Consider the following 15,502-nt stretch of genomic DNA (forward strand, 5'->3'; position numbering starts at 1 on the left):
TGGCAGCTCAGGGGCGGGTCAGCGGACCGGGTTCCACCTGAGCCCGCGCGGTCACAATGCCGCGAGAAGCTGCCCAAGCCGCAATGTCCGCTCCTTGCAGGGCCGTCGCCATCAGTTCAGGAAAAAAGTCTGGGGTGCAGGCGAAGACGGGAATTCCCAACGCCGCCAGCCGGGCGGCGTTGCCGTGATCGTAGCTCGGTGTGCCGTCATCGTCGAGAGCCAGCAGCACGATCACGCGGGCACCCATCTCGCGGAAGTCGTTCAGACGGCGGATCATCTCAGCGCTTCCCGACCCCTCGTACAGGTCAGAAATCAGAACGAAGGTGTGCTCTTCGGGAGTGGTCAGGAGGCCGCGGCAATAGCGCAGAGCCAGCGGCGTATCGTTCCCGCCGCCGAGCTGCACGCCGAACAAAACGTCGACCGGGTCAGCGAGGTGATCCGTGAGATCGACCACTGCCGTGTCGTACACGACCACGTTCGTCTTCAGGGCCGGAAGACTGGCCAGCACGGCCCCGAAAATCCCGGCGTACACGATGCTGGAAGCCATGCTGCCCGACTGGTCCACGCACAGGGTCACGGCCTTCAGCTGTCGCCGAGCGCGGCCATAGCCGACCAGTCGTTCGGGAATCACACTGCGGCGCTCCGGGTCGTACGTTCGCAGGTTCTTCAGCAGGGTGCGGCCCCAGTCCACCTCATTCTGACGGGGGCGCAGCTGACGCTGTGAGCGGTTGAGGCTGCCAGTCACAGCGCTGCGGAGCGGTTCGGCGAGGCGGGCCTGGAGGTCGTCGACCACCCGCGCGACCACCTGCCGGGCCAGCGCCTTGGCTTGATCAGGCAGGGCGTCTTTGAGGCTGATCAGGGTGGCTGCCAGGTGCACGTCAGGTTGAAGGTGCTCCATCAGCTCCGGTTCGAGCAGCATGATCCCCAGATTGAGTTTCTCAACAGCGTCTTGCTGCATCACCTGCACCGCTGACTGCGGGAAAAGGTCACGGACCTCGCCCAGCCACGCGGCGACAGCCGGAGCACTGGTGCCGAAGCCCACGTTGCGGTGCGACTTGCGGCCTTTCTGGGGCTTGTCGGTGTGCACCGTAAAGGGAACGCCGTCATACAGGGAGGCCAGCGCCGCATCAAGGCGGCGGTCGTGGTCGCCCAGCTCGTGCCCGGTGCCGTCGGCGCGCTCTCCCTGGGCCGTGTCGCCGCCCAGCAGCAGGCGCCAGCGGCGCAGGCGTTCCAGATCCGGGGTCAGGGGTGTTGGGGTGGATTCAGTCATCAGGAGTCTCCAGAAGGAAGGCCGACACCGAGCAGCCGCAACACGACCGGCACAACCCCGGCCCCCAGCTCGCTGTTGAGCTGCGCGGCCGGCTCGGCGCGTTCCAAGCCGCGCAGCTCCTCGCCCAGACGCCTGCGGGCGTGCGGCTCCAAGCGGGAAAGGGCGCGGCGCAGGGCGGGCAGCACTTCGCCGAAGGCGTCCGGGCCGAGGCCCACCACCCAAGCGTCCAGGAGAACCAGCGCCGCCGGATCGTGACGCAGCGTTTGACCGTCCTCACCGATAAAGCCGACCAGCCACGCCGCCACGTCCAGCGGGGGCGCGCCGGGCGCGAGGGCCGCGGCCAGCCGCACCTGCACCTGCGCCGCGTTCAAGACCTCCCGGTCACGCAAGCGGTTGACAGCGTCGCCGCGCAGCAGCGGCGCCGTGCCCGGCGCGTCCAGTGCATGTAGCGCCGAAACCCACTCGGTACTCGCTTCTGGGTCGTCGAGGAGGCGCACCGCCGCGTCGGCCTGCACGATCTGGCTGTGAAGTGTCTGCGCGGCGGCCTCGCCCAGCCCGTGAGCCGCGTTGAGCAGTCCAGCAGCGGCGCGGATCAGCAGCGTCCGGAACACAGGCCGCAGGTCGTCGCCTCCCCGCTGGCGGACGTCGCCGTACCGGGCCAGACGCGCCAAAGGCGGAAGAGACAGCAGCAGCGCGGCGGTGTCGGCATCGGCCGCGCGCACATCCAGACGGGCGAGCGTCACGTCCGCAGCTGCCGGCAATCCGCACAGGCGCGCGACTTCCAGCAGCGCTGAGAGCGCCTCCAAATCCGGGGCCCGCCGCGCTCCAGAGATCACCGCCAGGTGAGCCGCGCGGACCAGCGTGTTGCCGTGACGGCTGGCCTCGACGATCCGCACGCTGAATTCCGGATCCCAGCGCAGCGTCCACGTTTCTTTGAAGGTGCCCGTTCCTCGGCTGGCCGCCGCGTTGGCCCACGGAACGCCCAGCAGGTTCAGGCGGTGAAAGAGCTGCGAACGGTTCAGTCCGGCGTCTTCGCGCAGGTCGAGGGTGAGCTCGCGGGTGGCCGCCTCGCGCTTCAGGCGCAGCCGGGCCAGCGTTGCGGCGAGGTCTTGCTCCAGCGGAACGGCCGGCACGCCGGAGGGCACGCTGCCCAGCGCCTCACCCACGAACAGGTCCTCGGAGAGCAGGCGCAGCGGCAGGTCCGAATCCCAGGCGAAGACCGCCCGCGTGGCGTCAGTCAGTTCGTCCAGGCCAGCGAGTCGCCGTCCGCGCAGGGTGGCCAGGGCGTCGGCCAGCCGCACCGCGTCGATGACCTGAGCGCTTGAGGCGTCCAGTCCATGCCCGCGCAGCAGCCGCGCCGACCGGGTCAGCCAGCGCTCGCTGACCTGCGTGGGCGTGGCGAAGAGGTGCGCGTACCAGCCGGGCGACGTCACGCCCGCGCCGTAGCCGCTCGCCTGCGTCAGCCGTCCGTGCGTCCAGGGCGTGATGGTCAGGGCCACCTTCACTCTGGGGAGATTCTTGAGGCGCGCCAGATCCGCTTTCGCTTCGCGCGCGAGCACCTCAGGCGTCAGGGCCGGCGCGTGCCACGCGCCGCAGACGATGGCCACGCTGCCCCGCTTGAGCGCCGCACGGATGGTCTGGCGCATCTGCGCCTCGCGGAGCAGGTCGCGTGCCGAGGTCTGGCCGTCCTCTGCCTCACGCAGCGCCGCCATCACCTCGGTGACCGCGCTAAATACCGTCTCACCGTCGCCGCGCGACTCCACCAGGACGTCCCACCAGCGCTCGAAATCGCTGTAGCCAGCCGCCTGAGCCAGCAGGGCCAGAGGATCAGCCCGCACGGCGTCGGCCGAGGGAAGAGCCGTGGGCGCGGCCCCGGCGTCCGGTTCAGCGGCGACGTCACCGGCCGCCTCGTCTCCGGTGGGGGAGTCTCCTTCTTTCGGCGCGAGGGTCACGCTGGCCGGCAGGTCCATAAAGGCGACCGGCACGCCGCGTGCCAGAGCCCAACGAATCGCCACGAACTCAGGGCTGAATTCCGCAAGCGGATAGAACACCGAGCGTTCAGGCTGGCCCTGCACGTGGGCCATGACCGCGACGGGAGGCGTGAGGGCGGGGTCGTTCAGAAACGGCAGCAGGACGTCGGCATCCACCGGCCCCTCGATGAGGAGCGTGGCCGGAGGATTGGCCTCCAGGGCCCGCTGCACGCTGCGCGCCGAACCGGGACCGTGATGGCGAATAGGATAGATCTGCTGGCTCACGTCGCCTCATCAGGCAGTTCTTCGAGCCAGCCGAAGTACTCGTCCGGGCTGTTGCCTCCGGGGTCGAGCACCTGGGGGTTCTGAAACGCGTCCAGCCGCTGCTGGGCCGACAGCTGCTGCTGACGGGCCGCGGGCCCGGCGCGCTGCACGTAACGGGCCAGGGCCTGACGGACCTGCGCATTGCCCTCCGGGGCGTACAGGCCGAAAACGTGCGGCAACTCGTAGCCCGCGCGCGGCTGCAGGAAAGACAAATACACCGCGTCCAGAAGCCGCTCGCGGCACTCGGTGTCGTGGAGTTCCCCGTGAGCCTGACTGACGGCGTGCAGGTCACCCAGCAGGTCACGCAGTGCTTGGGACAGCTCAGGAGGCGACGTCACTCAGCTCACCGCCCGGCAGGCGTTGTAGAACACTTTCCAGCCGTCGCGCTTTTTGGCCACCGTTTCCAGGTACTCGCGCCAGATGACGCCGTCTTGCACCGGATCCTTAATGACCGCTCCCACCAGGCTGGCGGCCGTGTCGTGCGGGCTGAGTTCGCCATTGCCGAAGTGGGCGGCCAGCGCGAGCCCGTGATTGACCACGCTGATGGCTTCGGCCACGCTCAGGCTGCCGCTCGGGCTCTTGAGCTTGGTCTTGCCGTCCTCAGTGACGCCTGCCCGCAGCTCGCGGAACACCGTCACGATGCGCCGAATCTCCTCCAGAGCGGGAGGCAGCTCCGGCAACCCCAAGCTGCGGCCCATCGAATCAACCCGGCGGGTCACAATCAGGAGCTCATCTTCTAGGCTGTCAGGCACCGGCAGAATGACGGTATTGAACCGGCGCTTGAGAGCGCTCGACAAGTCGTTGACACCCTTGTCGCGGTTGTTCGCCGTGGCAATCAGGTTAAAGCCGCGCACCGCCTGAACTTCGGTATTCAGTTCAGGGACCGGTAAGGTCTTTTCTGACAAGATGGTAATCAGGGTGTCTTGCACGTCGCTCTGCACGCGCGTCAGCTCCTCGAGGCGCGCAATCTTGCCCTGGCGCATGGCGTGCAGAACCGGACTTTCCACCAGCGCGGCCTCGCTCGGTCCATCGGCGAGCAGGCGGGCGTAATTCCAGCCGTAGCGGATGGCATTCTCGTCGGTGCCTGCTGTGCCCTGGACGAGCAGCGTACTGTCACCCGAGACGGCGGCGGCCAGATGCTCGCTGACCCAACTTTTGGCCGTGCCCGGCACACCGAGCAGCAGCAGCGCCCGGTCGGTGGCGAGGGTCGCCACCGCGATCTCCATCAGGCGCGCCTCGCCCACATATTTCGGTGTAATTTCCGTTTCGCCGGCCCAGCCGCCCATCAGGTAGGTCAGGACCGCGCGTGGGCTGAGGTTCCACTTCGGTGGGCGCGGGTAGCGGTCATGCTCCGCCAGGGCAGCGAGTTCGTGGGCGTAGGCGTGTTCGGCGTGCTGGCGCAGGACTTCAGGGGTGGTCATGAGGTGCTCCTTGGTTGGATCGTTCGTTCTTCGGACGGCTGAGTGCTCAGGGCGCCGCGCCATTCGCGCCGCAGCTGCAGGGTGTGGGTGAGGTCGCGCCAGGTGTGGAGGGCGCGGTCTTCTCTGTAAGCGTGGTCTCGGCGCTGCTCCTCTTCCCAATCGGCGGGCGTCTGCCAGGAGGGCAGCTTTTTGGGGCGCGGCGGCAGCCCGAAGGGCAGCGGCGTGGGCGCGGGCACGGTCAGATCGGGTGAGAGGCTGCGCCGCAGCACCAGGGCCAATTCCTCAGCCTGCCAACTCTGGCCCTCCCACTGGAAGAGCTCCAGCGTGCGCGTGGCCAGAGCCGTTTGCACGTCCGCTGGTTCGAGCGACAACTCCAGCGATGACTCCAGCGCCTGCACCGCGTCCAGCAGCTGCTCAGATGCCACCTTCGGCTGCCCCATGAGGTCACGCAACCGGGCACGGGCTGCTTCTGGAGTGGGGGGGGTCGGCACCGGAGCCTGCGGCTCCTGCAGCTCGTACGCAAGTGACCAGTGCTGGTTCCGAAGCGCCTTGTGCAGGACGTCCCAACCGATCTTCAAGGTGTTCAGGATCAGCGGGGTGGGCAAGGCCCCCAGCAGGCGGTGCAGGTCACTGTCGTCGTCCTGTCCGGCCCGCGGTTTACCGAGCGCGGCGGGCAGGTCGAAGGCGCCAAAGGAGATCTTCTTTTTCAGCAGGCCGCTGACCTTCACCGCTTGAGGCAGCAGCGCGAGCAGTTCGTCCTGCAGGGGACCACTCAGGTGACCGAGCAGTTGCCGGACGCTCTTTTGCACTTCCGGCGAGCGGTCACGCGTCGCCGCTTCCAGCAGCGGGCGGTCTTCGGCCCGCAGGTCGCGGCGCACCAGGTCCAGCAGTTCTTTGCGTTGGTCGGCAGGCTGCCCGGCCCACAGGTCCTGCAACGCCCGCGCGCCCTGTGCGGGGTCACGTCCACGGAGCTCGGCCAGCGCTGCGAGCTGCGCCGCCCACCGGGCTTCTTCCTCGGCCTTTTGCGCTTCCCTGTACAGGGAATGCGCGGGGGCCTGGGAGGTGAGGATGGCCCGGGCCCGGACGTCAGCGAGGGCCCACAGGGGGCGCGCGAGGTCAGCGTCCTGGCCATACAGGGCCAGCATCTGCGCCGCGTTCAGGGTCCAGCCGCGCGCGGTCAGGGCTCCGAGCGCCTGCGTGGTCAGCACCGGGTCCGTCCGGACCAGTGCGGGCAACAAGGCACTCAGGGCAGGCGGCACTGGACGCTCAGGGGCGGGCAACGGTGTGGGCGGCGGGCCAGCAGCGTCCTGGAGCGGCGCCCCTGCACGGGCGTGCAGCCCCAGCAGGGCGGCGCGGCCGAGCAGCAGGGCCTCGGGCGTCTCGCCGGGCACGCTCGACAGGGCCAGGGCCAGTGTGCCGGCAGGAGCGGGCAGGTCGGCCCGGCTGGTGCCACGGGTCGCCACCACGGCCAGGTCGCGCAGGTCACGGGTCATGTGGACACTCCGGCTTCGGTGGCCGCTTGTGCAAGTTCAGTTGCAACCCCGGTGATGTCCGCGGAAAGGGCCCCCACCGGCAGGAAGCGCTGCCCGTCCCACTCGCCGAAATAAGTTTGCAGCTGCGTATCAGCGCGGACAAGCAGCGCCCAGAGGTCAGCCTGGGCCACGTTCAGACTCAGCGGAACAGCGTGGCCCTCAGCGTCGCAGAGCTGCGGCGGATCGAGGTGAGGGTACGCCGGACCGACAAACACGCCGATCCGCTCCAGCCAGGGGTTGAGGGCCAGAGCCGCTGCATACTGGCGCTGCATGTCCGCGAGCGTGCCGCCGGGAAGGGCGAGCGCAGGGGTGGCCGCTTCCAAGTCCCCCACCACGATGGCCCGCTGAGCATAGGCCGAAGGCGCGAAGGCGACCTCTGCCGTGAAGGGTCGCCCCTGAGGCAACGGCACAGGCAAGCCCCGCCCTTGGGGCGCGAAATCGAGCAGCAGAGCCACCTCCTCTCTTTGCCCCAGCAGCCAGGTTCGGCGCACGTTCAGTTTGCCGTCTTCCTCCTGCACCGACCCGAGGGTCTGCCAGACCTGCGGCGCGGCTGGAGGCACGCTGGCGCGGTCAAGCGGCGCGCCCAGTGCGGTGAGCAGATCGGCACATTCGCCCTCACTGAGAGCGTCGCGCTGCCGCCAGCCCTGAGTGAGCAGCCACAACCGCCCCAGGTGCGCCGTCAAGGCCTCGCCCGTTTCGTCGTGCAGCAGCTCGGGAATCTGCCGGACCTGCCGCGCCGCGCCTGGAAGCTGCGCGTCGATCAATCTCGCCGCCTGCCGGTCCCAGTCGCCGTACGGGCGGGCACGCGCCGCCAGCAACCCCTCGCGCACGAGGTCACTGAGCCACAGTTCGAGGTCTTCGAGGCCCGCTGCCTTCTTGCGGGCGCGGGCGGCTTGGGTCTTGGCCTGCGCAGCAGGATCAGCGGCAGCGGCGGCGTCGCTGGGAAGCGGCGCAGGCTTCTCGGCGCGGGCCACGCGGCCGTCCAACCACTTGATGAGGTCTGAAGGGGGAGGGAGATCTTTCCAGTCCCCGGCCCGCGCTACATGCAGCAGCAGCAAACCCAGAGCATGTTTGCAGGGAAACTTGCGGCTGGGACAGCTGCACTTGCTGGCAATGACGTCGCTGCGCGCGTCTACACCCACCAGGTAGGGATGTGCCCCGCTGCCCTGGCATTCGCCCCAGAGGACGTCACCCTCACGCGCCAGCGTGGGCCATCCGGCGGGGCGGGCGAGCTTCTGAGCCGCTTTGGCGCTGCTGCTGTCGGGTGCCAGGGCCAGGGCGAGCTCGGCGGTCAATTGGTCGATGATCGAAGACAATGCATAAACTCCTTTTCACATTATGTTTACGGCGTAATTGTAACAGATGGAATATTCCTTGGCAATGCTACTCGACTCCGCTGAACGCTGCACGTTCTCCTCACCGCCACGGAGCCAGCCTGAAGGCAGCGCACGATTCGCTTGACCCACCAGCGCCCTTTACGGAGGACGCCCAACAGAGAGAACGTTACAGTGGTTTCCGGGCAGCGGAGGACAACCATGCTCCGCTCCGCAGGACGGCGCATCTCCAGAAGACCGGTCTTCAGCTGCGGTCTCACCGACAGGGAGACGAGATGGCCCAGCTGTCCCAACAAGGCGTCCCCCTGACCCATCACCACATCGCTGCAGGTGACGTGCGGCTCCAGGACGGAGCAGCAACACCAGTCCAGGGCCCCCCCATCCTGCTCCACGGCTTTCCTGAATTCTGGCAAGCCTGGGAGAGGCAGAGTGGGCCACTGGCCCGCGCAGGCTTCCGGATCACCGCGCCTGATCTACGCGGCGGCGACCTCAGTCGCACTCGACCTGTTCACGTGGAGGCGTCTGGGGTGGGGCAGAGGCCCTGTGCGAAAGCGGAAGCCACGAGCGGCAGACTCTGGGACACGAGCGGCACGTTGGGGGTCAGCCCGGGGCACGCTCTGCCCTAGAGCGCGGGCAGGGGCCCGGGCGCTGAGGGGTGACGCGGGCGTTGGCCAGTCGACGGCCAGCGAGTGCGGTCTCTTCGATCAAGAGACCCCAGCGCGGGAGTTCCCTGAGGGCCCGTCCGGCACGCCGTCAAGCCTCAGCAGGTGGTGTTGGGCGTCCGAGTCCTCAACCCACGCCTGAGCGAAGGCGTGCGCCAGCGGCTCGGGGGGCGGCGGACTGGGCCACGTGCAGGCTGTCAGTGGGAAAGCAACGACCGGCGCGGCCGGCCGCCGCCCCTTCACGCTTCTACGGCCCACGTGTCCAGACCCGACACCCCGCAACGGTCTTCCCCCGAGATAAAAATGCGCCACATGGCGGGGTTGTCCCGCTCCTGCACGCGGGAGACCTGCACGGATTCATCAGAACGGTGAAAGGTGTCACGCAACAGACGGAAGCGGTGGGCGCTTTGGGCGCTGGCGAGGTCGAGTGGATCGACAGGCGTCGTCAGGCGCTCACACAGGGCGTCGACTCATCGACTGATCTACTTATTTAAGTAAATGAGTCGATACGTTTCTGATCAACTGGGTGCATCCTCAGTTGATCTACTGATGAATTGAGTGCTTGATCCGCTAAGCTGAGCCGGATGAAGATTGCTGTTGCCAACCTCAAGGGTGGAGCTTCCAAGACCACCACGTCCATGTTTCTGGCGACGTCACTCGCCCGAACCGGCGCTCGCGTCCTGTTGATCGACGCTGATCCTCAAGGTTCAGCCCTCGGGTGGAGTGAGGAAGTCGGGCTGGGCAGCGGAGATGCTCTGCCCTTTACGGTCATCAGCCTGCCTGTCCGGGATCTTCCCAAGCGGCTCGGGCAGCAAGAAGGGTACGATCACATCATCGTGGACACCCCGCCGGGGTATCCAGACATCGTGCGCTCAGCCCTCCTGGCAGTAGAGACCGTCATCATCCCGCTGTCACCCGCAACGGTGGAGGTGGCCCGGTTGTCTTCCACGTTGACCCTGCTGCAAGAAATCGAGGCGCAGAACCCGGTGGGTTTCGTGGTGCTGTTGACGCGGGTGCGCAAAGGCACCAACAGTGCCAAGCAGGCGCGGGCTACGCTTGAGGCATTGGGCTACCCGGTCTTGGATACGGAGATTCCTCTGCGAGAACAGTTCGGCAACAGTTATGGCCTGGTTCCCGACGCAGGCACCGAGTACGACGCCGTGTTTGGAGAACTGTAATGGCGGGCAAAGCGGCACGCCCCAGCGCCATGCTCCAGCGTCTGGCCTCCACACCAGCTCCCATTGAACGGACAGAGCCGGAGGCTCCCCTTCCCTCGGCAGAAGCGGCCAGCGAAGGCGTGATGACCCGCCTCTCCGTAGATCTGGACGACGCCCAATTCGAATTCCTGACCATCTTCGCCATGCGCCAGAAAGTCAGCAAGGTTGAGGTCATGCGCGCGCTGATGGCCGAGTTGCAGGCCGACCCCACCTTAGCTGAGCGGGTCAGCAAACGCTTACCTACTCGGCGGCGTAAATAAGTATCAGCGTATTTACCATTATACGAGGATAAAGCAGAGATAGGCGATCAAGACCGTTCAGGATGACTGGAATCGCCTCGCCACTCCTTTGCCCCTAGCACCGCTGACTGGAGCAGTTGGGGAAGAACCAGGGGCTCATATAACCCAGCCAATGAGCCGCTCACGAAACTTCGTCAGCACATTCGCTTGCTCATTCGGCCGCTTGTCTGGGCATGACCTAGGGCGCTGCCGTGACATCAGCTTCGGCCACAATCGCCCCGCCAGCGCTATAAGAAGCGGCGTGTATACCGTATTTTCCAGCGGATTTCGTTTGCTGGTTCAGTCTTATTAAGTACTTACCTACGCAAATGATTCATAACGCATTTGAGTATTTACTTAAATACGTGGATAAGTACGGCGGAAGTCGTCCAGAAACTCGACGCAGCAAGAGAGTGGCCGAGGCCCAAGAGGTTCTGGACCTTACACTCCTCGCGGGTTTAGACATTGGTGGGCTGATACAGAAGAACATTGACACTTTCGCGCCAGCCTCAACGGTCGGGGTGCGCCAGTCCCCCGCTGCTGTGGTTTGCATCACCGCTTTCCGAACACGATGACGACGTGCCGCCTGCATGCCCGGTTCAATTCTGGGCGGCGTGACCAACGCACGCCATTTGTGTTGGGTTCGTGTGGACAGAAACAGAGTCAGCAGGGCTTCAAACGACAACAACGCGCTCAAGAATTCCTGCGCATTCCTGCCCGGATCGCCCACCTCCACCATCAGTCCCGAACGACCGTCGCAGCATCCATCAGAAGACAGCATCAACAACGTGCGTTTCAGACGTGGTCAGCGATCGCAGCAGGGGTGGTCTCACCCTCAGGCCACCCCTGCGCTCAGCGTGCCGAGAACCAAGTAGAGGCAAGATAACCTCAGACGTAAGACATCAAACTGACTCCCCCTCATTGGTTTCCCTGTCCCCAGATTACGCAGGTATCAATAACAGAATCCCTCCGAGTGCTGGGGAGATTGACCAAGCCCATCAGCACAAGCGGAACTACGATTAGACTCGGCAACACTCTTGGGGAGCGGACGACCGATCACCGGCAGTGGACTGCGGTTCATCCCCGCCGTGACCTCTTGTCAGCTACTATGGGCTGACGCGGAGGTCAGGTGACGGAATACACTAAGAGAAACAAGGCAGGGAGCAGTCCTATGGCCCTGCCGCAAACAGGGCCCAGGGCTCCAGCTCCCCTGCCCACTTGGACGCCGCCGGAGCCGCCCCTCCTCCAACCCCTGGCCGCTGACCTGAGTCAATTCACCTCGCTTCCGGTGGTGGCTCAGCGGCAAGCGGTTCAACCGGTTTTAGAGGCAGCCCATCTGCGACGTGCCGAAGAGGGGCGACTGACTCACGCACTTCAGACTGTTCAGAGACAACTTGCGGCTTTGCCACAGGCGAACCAGACTTCGTCTGCCACAACGGCAGCTCCCTCGGCACGTCCTGTTTCGGCGGGTGACTGGGTAACCGTGATGCGCCAGCGAGCTGAGCAGATCAATGGTCAGCGCCTCAGCAGCCGGGAGCATGATGGCTTCCTCGCCCTTCAGCGTCAGGTGGCTCAAACGCTGGTGCAGGGCTTCCAGCAAGACCGTCAAGCTCCAGACGCCCGACATGCCCAGTACGGCGAACACCTGGCGACGCTGCAACGCCATCCCAACAGTGCCTCCGTCTCACGGGTGGTCTTGGGCCTGATTCCCCAGCGGGAACGGCTGCCTTTGCAGCGGGCTGTAGATGAGGTCTTACAACGGCGAACAGAGCAAAACGGCTATGAGCAGGTCGCCCTACAACGCCAAACTCTGCAGCGAAAAAAAGCTGAACTGGACGAAGAAGCGTTGCAGCCCGTGCTGCAGCGGATTGCGGCCAAACGGGGTGCAGGGAATCCCCTTCCAGCGGCGATTCAGCGCCACCTGGAACAGGGCCTCAACCATGATCTGAGCCGGGTACGCATTCACAACGATGCGGAAGCCAACAAGCTCAGCAAGTCAGTCAACGCCCTGGCCTTCACCACAGGCACGGATATTTTCTTTCAGAGCGGGCAGTTCAATCCCAATACCCAGAGCGGCCTTGAACTGTTGGCGCACGAGGTCACGCATGCTGTTCAGCAAAGTCAGGGCAGGGTGGGTACAGGGGTTGATCCAGATGGCGGACTGGAAGCTGAGGCCCGCAGCATGGGGGCTAAGCTGAGTGCAGGTAGCGTGCAGGGCAAAGCAAAGCTTTCTGCCCCACAGGCGCCCCTTACTCCTGTGGCCCCTCAAGGCCCGACCAGAATTCAGCGCAGGGCAGCCGCTGAAGCTGCTCCATCCGCTTTGGCGGTGTCAGCCGCACAAGTCCTGAATGCTATTCGCACGGCTCCCACCGTGAAAATGGCCCTGACCCAGCTCAGTGAAGAGCGCCGCAATCAGCTGATGCTCAACGCGACGATGGATTTGCAGTCCGTTGTGGTGGTGCTCACGAACAAGGTTGGCTACGGTTCTTTAGACAGCGCCTACCGCCTGACGACCAAACGTACCTTGCTGCAGGATTTCGGTTCGCAACTCACAGCGCTGGACGTCTCCCGGTCAGAGATGCGGCTGACCTCACCTCAGCGGGCGGGCCTCCTCAGCACCATGATCGAGGAGCATGACCGCAGCCTCTGGATGGTGGGCAACGACGCCCTAGACCGCTTTGGGAAAACGGATAACCTGCTGTCTAACCCGCTGATGGGCACCACGCGTCAGTTGGGCAAGCCTGCTGTCCAGCTTCCAGGGCCTGTTGGGGCTGTGCTGAGCCGCGTGCGTCCGGTGGGCGGCGCCCTAGGCAATATTGAGGTTGACCGCTATGAGGTGATCACTGACCCCAAGGTGGTGGAGGCTCTGGTCAAAGAATTACGACAGGTCAAGGCCACTGGCGCTCTTCCGAAAGTCGTGGCTGCCTATGAGCAGCAGACCGGAAAATCGCTGTATGCCACACTCGGTGAAAAAATTCGGAGTCCTGAACTGCGGCAGAAGGTACTCAGCATTCTGCCCCTCCCCATCAGCGAACAGCAGCTGACGTTCGACGCATTTCTGGAGGACGTCGCTATTGGGATGGTGTATGACGAAGCCGCTGGTGAGGCCTTGGAAGGCAAGGCCCCTCATGAAGACGCCCGCCGGGGTGGGCAACCCGCGCCCCTGCTGGCTTACTTCGGCTACAAGGCGAGCGACGTCATCGCGGGCAAGTGGGGGTTGGAATTCCGTATCCTGACGCCCATTCCAGGGAAGGCCAAATCCAAGGACGTGATCGTCGCCTGGCGGGGCACCGAAGGGGTGGCGTTCAACTTGGGCAGCAACAAACCCGGAACGGTGGACACCAAAATCGGCGATTTTGCTCCGGGCAGCATCGGGTATTACCAGATCCTGCAGAACAAAGCGATAATCGACCACCAGTTGGCAAAGGCGCACGCGCATGGCCCACTGCTGATGCTGGGGCACTCGCTGGGTGGGGGATTGGCCCAGTTGGCCGCCACGATGTATCCGCAGTACACCCGCACAGTGGTCACGTTTCAGGGCGCAAACATCGATCAGAAGGATATTGACCGACTGGTAAAGTACAACCAGAACAATCCAGCCCTGGCCATCACAGCGCGCCACTACCGTGCCGATGGCGACGTGGTGCCGACGTCGGGGGACGCCGCGGTGCCGGGACAAATCCACTATTTCGATCCTCAGTGGAAGCCGGAAAACTCGAATCAGGCATTTGGCAGCACCATTGCTGATCGGGCGAGCAAGGGCCACAACATTCCGCTTCTGAACACGTACCTCCAGGGCCTCAGCACCAAGAATCCAGCCCTGAATCTGCTGAAGGCGGCAGGCATTCAGGATGAAAATGGACAGCCGAAGTTCGCCAATGGCAAGGCGCGTCCACAAAACGAACAACTGGACGCACGGGTGGTGTACGGCGGCAAGTACACCACGGCCAATGATCCCCGCATGGTCACGGAGGGGGGCCGCGACAATGCCCTGAACTGGCAGAAAATAGCCACTGCTAGCCGTATTCCCATGCTCCGGTCGGTGGGATTCCGCGACCTGTTGACCGATGAATTGCCCGTCAACACCCTGCTCGACCACCTCACCACACTGGCCAGGAACAGTGCATCTTATACAGCCTTCATTAAGAGCGCCCTGAAGCTGATGGCTCTGGAAGACAAGACGTATGGCCCGATCACCTTAAGTGTGACCCAGAAGGATCAGGAGATGGGAAAAGCCATGGGAATGAAGCTGCCTGAAACCATTCAAATCCCCGTACAGGAAATGAGAGCTTTCGTGCCCGCTGAACAGTTGCGAAGCGGACAGTTTATTCAATTGAAGGCCATCTGGGCGGGGATAAAGGGATGAGGAGCATCTTGAGAACCGTGATGCTGCTGAGCTTGCTTTCCAGTTGCACGCCTAAGGCGAACGGTGGAGCCATGTCATCAACCCAAGTCATGTCTGAGATTGAAGCCGTACTGAGTAAGTTTGAGTTCATGCTGGTGAAGAACCAATGTGTGGCTGTCTATGCTGAATTCAAAGAGAATGGGGGCTGCTACCTGTCCCGCGCTCCCAGAGATGAAACGGCCCTGCAAATAGCGGAAGCACTGGTGAAAGCCGGATTTAAGCAACAGAGGTCACTCCGTCTTGACTTCGGCTCTTGGACTACCGTGCTGGATAAAGGGAACTTCGGGATTTCGTATACGGTTCACTCGCTCGCTACTGACCCAGACAGCTCCGCTGACTATCAAGCGGGCTACAAGACAAAATTGACCATTGCTCTAACGGACACCAGAGAACAGTAAGTCAAGAAGAGAGTCCGTTATGAGCCTCCATCAACAGCGCGTTGAACCTGATGCCTCTGGAAGACAGGAGATCCCCCTCTACATCGGCTGTCCCGGATGGCACATCGCCAGTGCCCAGCGTTCCCGCTTTGGTGCTGGCGAGAGCGTGCTACAGCGCTATGCCACCCGCCTGAACGCCGCCGAGATCAACTCCTCGTTCTACCGCCCCCATCGCCAGAGCACCTATCAACGCTGGGCCGACACGGTGCCGGACGCCTTCAGGTTCAGTGTCAAGCTCCCCCGAACCATCAACCATCACCCATGACGCCCGGTTGCAGGGGTGTGAGCCCCTGCTGTCGGTCTTCCTCGGTCTACCCCACTGCACGGTGGAGACCGCTCCGGAAGGGTTCCCTAGAACCCACCAGAAACTGTCCGAAGGACGGAAGATCGCATAGTCCGACCTACCCTACCGGTTAACCTGCCAGAATCGTCCCCAGAACAAGCCCACCGGTTGGTGGGCCGATTCGAGTGGATCTACACGCCAAAACATGCCTCTTGGTTGAATATGGCGGAGTTGGAATTCAGCGCTCTTCAGCGGCAGTGCTTGAATCGGCGGATTCCTTCGCTGGAACGGCTTCGTTCCGAAGTCGAGGCGTGGGTCGCAGCGCGTTCACGCGCTGGCATCACCCTCAACTGGCAGTTCTCCACTCCG

Annotated in this window: 11 protein-coding genes and 2 pseudogenes; 7 read left to right on the forward strand and 6 right to left on the reverse strand. The window is 64.2% G+C overall.

Features of this window, described 5'->3' with window-relative positions:
- Window positions 1–7: 7 nt before the first annotated feature.
- Genes E7T06_RS12505 through E7T06_RS12530 form a run of 6 tightly spaced genes read right to left on the reverse strand, consistent with a single transcriptional unit; the run spans window position 8 to window position 7,833 of the window.
- Window positions 8–1,270, reverse strand: coding sequence for a VWA domain-containing protein (locus E7T06_RS12505; RefSeq protein WP_136366120.1), 1,263 nt, complete (start codon window positions 1,268–1,270; stop codon window positions 8–10).
- A complete protein-coding gene (locus E7T06_RS12510) occupies window positions 1,270–3,525 on the reverse strand; it encodes a DUF5682 family protein (RefSeq protein ID WP_168733516.1) in 2,256 nt (751 codons plus the stop codon). Before E7T06_RS12510 ends, E7T06_RS12505 begins: the two co-directional genes overlap by 1 nt.
- Window positions 3,522–3,902 (reverse strand): hypothetical protein, encoded by a 381-nt coding sequence (locus E7T06_RS12515; protein ID WP_136366121.1) that lies wholly within the window; start codon window positions 3,900–3,902, stop codon window positions 3,522–3,524. The genes E7T06_RS12510 and E7T06_RS12515 overlap by 4 nt, the downstream gene beginning before the upstream one ends.
- Window positions 3,903–4,985, reverse strand: coding sequence for an AAA family ATPase (locus E7T06_RS12520; RefSeq protein WP_136366122.1), 1,083 nt, complete (start codon window positions 4,983–4,985; stop codon window positions 3,903–3,905). It abuts the gene before it with no gap.
- Window positions 4,982–6,478, reverse strand: a complete 1,497-nt coding sequence (locus tag E7T06_RS12525; protein WP_136366123.1) for a DUF5691 domain-containing protein — start codon at window positions 6,476–6,478, stop codon at window positions 4,982–4,984. Before E7T06_RS12525 ends, E7T06_RS12520 begins: the two co-directional genes overlap by 4 nt.
- Complete coding sequence (locus E7T06_RS12530; RefSeq protein WP_136366124.1) at window positions 6,475–7,833, reverse strand: SWIM zinc finger family protein; 1,359 nt, start codon at window positions 7,831–7,833, stop codon at window positions 6,475–6,477. The genes E7T06_RS12525 and E7T06_RS12530 overlap by 4 nt, the downstream gene beginning before the upstream one ends.
- 293 nt (window positions 7,834–8,126) lie before the next feature.
- Between E7T06_RS12530 and E7T06_RS21810 the strand changes: the two are divergent.
- The 7 genes and pseudogenes from E7T06_RS21810 to E7T06_RS21815 all read left to right on the forward strand — a co-directional run.
- A pseudogene (locus tag E7T06_RS21810) lies at window positions 8,127–8,345 on the forward strand (alpha/beta hydrolase); the annotation flags it as partial.
- Window positions 8,346–9,097: 752 nt separating this feature from the next.
- Window positions 9,098–9,691: a ParA family protein gene (locus tag E7T06_RS12540; protein ID WP_136366125.1), complete on the forward strand. Its 594-nt coding sequence runs from the start codon at window positions 9,098–9,100 to the stop codon at window positions 9,689–9,691.
- On the forward strand, window positions 9,691–9,990 hold the full coding sequence (locus E7T06_RS12545) for a hypothetical protein (protein WP_136366126.1): 300 nt from the start codon (window positions 9,691–9,693) through the stop codon (window positions 9,988–9,990). Before E7T06_RS12540 ends, E7T06_RS12545 begins: the two co-directional genes overlap by 1 nt.
- Window positions 9,991–11,494: 1,504 nt before the next feature.
- Window positions 11,495–14,374 (forward strand): DUF4157 domain-containing protein, encoded by a 2,880-nt coding sequence (locus tag E7T06_RS12550; RefSeq protein ID WP_240741041.1) that lies wholly within the window; start codon window positions 11,495–11,497, stop codon window positions 14,372–14,374.
- A gap of 8 nt (window positions 14,375–14,382) precedes the next feature.
- Window positions 14,383–14,811 carry a hypothetical protein gene (locus E7T06_RS12555; RefSeq protein ID WP_136366128.1) on the forward strand — a complete coding sequence of 143 codons (429 nt, stop codon included), beginning with the start codon at window positions 14,383–14,385 and terminating at the stop codon, window positions 14,809–14,811.
- A gap of 19 nt (window positions 14,812–14,830) precedes the next feature.
- Window positions 14,831–15,115, forward strand: coding sequence for a DUF72 domain-containing protein (locus E7T06_RS12560; RefSeq protein ID WP_240741042.1), 285 nt, complete (start codon window positions 14,831–14,833; stop codon window positions 15,113–15,115).
- A gap of 168 nt (window positions 15,116–15,283) precedes the next feature.
- Window positions 15,284–15,448 (forward strand): annotated as a pseudogene (locus E7T06_RS21815) (transposase); the annotation flags it as partial.
- Between the last annotated feature and the right edge of the window lie 54 nt (window positions 15,449–15,502).

It is taken from the genome of Deinococcus sp. Arct2-2 (genome assembly GCF_004801315.1).
Lineage (GTDB): Bacteria > Deinococcota > Deinococci > Deinococcales > Deinococcaceae > Deinococcus.

Excerpts from the sequence above, each read along its gene's own strand:
- E7T06_RS12560 (WP_240741042.1), top strand. The coding sequence starts at position 14,831 with ATGAGCCTCCATCAACAGCGCGTTGAACCTGATGCCTCTGGAAGACAG.
- E7T06_RS12550 (WP_240741041.1), top strand. The coding sequence starts at position 11,495 with ATGCGCCAGCGAGCTGAGCAGATCAATGGTCAGCGCCTCAGCAGCCGG.
- E7T06_RS12545 (WP_136366126.1), top strand. The coding sequence starts at position 9,691 with ATGGCGGGCAAAGCGGCACGCCCCAGCGCCATGCTCCAGCGTCTGGCC.
- E7T06_RS12520 (WP_136366122.1), bottom strand. The coding sequence starts at position 4,985 with ATGACCACCCCTGAAGTCCTGCGCCAGCACGCCGAACACGCCTACGCC.
- E7T06_RS12525 (WP_136366123.1), bottom strand. The coding sequence starts at position 6,478 with ATGACCCGTGACCTGCGCGACCTGGCCGTGGTGGCGACCCGTGGCACC.
- E7T06_RS12505 (WP_136366120.1), bottom strand. The coding sequence starts at position 1,270 with ATGACTGAATCCACCCCAACACCCCTGACCCCGGATCTGGAACGCCTG.
- E7T06_RS12540 (WP_136366125.1), top strand. The coding sequence starts at position 9,098 with ATGAAGATTGCTGTTGCCAACCTCAAGGGTGGAGCTTCCAAGACCACC.